Origin of the sequence: Streptomyces sp. NPDC058955, from assembly GCF_042741435.1 — a bacterium.
In the GTDB taxonomy this organism is placed as follows: Bacteria; Actinomycetota; Actinomycetes; order Streptomycetales; family Streptomycetaceae; genus Streptomyces.
Genome location: NZ_JBHYKM010000226.1, coordinates 1 through 1,756 on the forward strand (window position 1 = coordinate 1; position 1,756 = coordinate 1,756).

Sequence of the window (1,756 nt, forward strand, 5' to 3'; positions counted from 1 at the left end):
CCGCACGCGGGGACTCGCCCAGGTCGGACTCGATCGTGCCGCCCGGCAGGGTCGCCGACACCGCCCTCGCCGCCATGCACGTCGACGGGCGGCTGGCGATCGGCGGGCCCGGCGTGGTCGCCGTCCTCCGCCCGGTCGCCCACGACCCGGTCGAGCGGGCCGTGCTCGACACCCACGCGGCCGCCCCGCACGGCGCCCTCCACCACCTGCGGCTCGGCGTGATGACGCACCCGGCGGTGCAGGAGATCGGCGACGGGCTCGCCGCGCGCGGGCTCGTGGTCGTCCCGGCACGGCGCCGGGCGCTGCGGCGCTGGTGCGTCGGCGTGGCCCTGGCGGCCTTCCTGATGATGCCGGTGGCCATCGTGGCCACCGTCGTCCAGTTCTCCTCGTCGACGGAGTTCGCGGTGCCGTTCTTCGTGAAGGTGCTGCCGCTGTTCTTCGTCTGCTTCCTCACGGCGATCGTCTGCGGCGTCACCGGCGGCCGCCAGGTGAGCGCGGCGGGCCTGGCCGCGCTGACCGCGTACCGGCGGCAGTACGGCTCCGGCGGCGGCACCGCGCAGGCGGTGGCCCTCGGCGGGATCCGGGCGCTGCCCGACCGGGAGCTGTGGGACCGGCTGCGGAACGCGGCCCGGCTCCAGGGGACATCGCCCTCCGGCCGGAGTCGTACCCGCTCGTCGTCCTCGTACCACCCCTCCGACACGACCGCCGCCGCGGCCGTGGTGATGTGGTGCGCGGGGGCCGCGACGGGCGGTGACGGCGGCTGGGGCTCGGACTCCGGGTCGGGCGGCTCGTCCTGCTCGTCCTCGTCCTGCGGGTCCTCGTCGTCGTGCGGCTCCTCGTCGTCCTCCTGCGGGTCCTCGTCGTCGTCCTCGTGCGGCGGCGGAGGGGGCTCGTCCTGCGGAGGGGGCGGCGGCTGAGCCGTTCGGGTGGCGGGACCGGTGGTCCTGTCGTACAACTCGATCATGGTCTGGATCCCGCTGCTCCTCGTCGCGTGCGTCGTCACCGCCGTCGCCTGCGCCCGGCTCTGCCGGGCCGCGATCGCCGCCGGCGGGCACGACTCCGGGACGGCCGGGGAGGCCGGACTCACCCTGGGCGAGGCCGCGTTCCTCGCCGGCGGGCCGGGCCGGGTCACCGATCTGACGCTGGTGTCGATGCACCGGGCGCGGCGGCTGCTGCTCGCGCACACCGGCTGGGCCACGGTCGTGGACGGCTCCGGCGGCGCGGACGAGCTGGAGCGGGCGGTGCTCGGCGCGATCGGGCCGGACGGCCAGGCGCCGGTGCCCCGGCTGCGTCCGGCGGTCGCCGCCGCCGCGTGCGTGCGCCGGATCGAGGAGGGTCTGGTGGAGCGGGGGCTCGCGGTGCCGGGCCCGGGCCGGCGGGAGGTCGCGGCCGGGCTGCGGGCGGTGCGCGGGGCGTTCTGGCTGGCGCTGGCGCTGGGCGCGGTCTCCGTGCCGCTGGCGGCGGAGGCCGAGCGGGCCCGGACGCTCGCCGGGTTCGCGCTGCCGCTGACGGCCGCGGGGCTCTGCTGGGCGATCGGCGGGTGTCCGCGCGGCCGCTGGGCCTCGCACGCCGGTCAGCGGCTGCTCGCCGGGCTCTCGGCGGAGGATCCGCTCACCGCGCTCGCCGTCCGGGGGCCCGCGGTCCTGGAACCGGAGCTGCGGGCCGCACTGGGCGGGCCCTGAAGGAGGGAGGGGACGCCGGTGGGGGGGGGGCGCGCGCGCCGCCGCCCGCGCCGGGGCCCGCGGGGGGGGGGCCG

The 1,756-nt window shown here is 78.9% G+C and carries 2 protein-coding genes; both read left to right on the forward strand.

Annotation, left to right across the window (positions count from 1 at the left end; genetic code table 11):
- The coding region (locus tag ACFW1I_RS38070) for a TIGR04222 domain-containing membrane protein (protein ID WP_384678666.1) at positions 1-917 on the forward strand (917 nt) is incomplete at its 5' end.
- A gap of 9 nt (positions 918-926) precedes the next feature.
- Positions 927-1,682 carry a TIGR04222 domain-containing membrane protein gene (locus tag ACFW1I_RS38075; protein WP_384678669.1) on the forward strand — a complete coding sequence of 252 codons (756 nt, stop codon included), beginning with the start codon at positions 927-929 and terminating at the stop codon, positions 1,680-1,682.
- Positions 1,683-1,756: the final 74 nt, after the last annotated feature.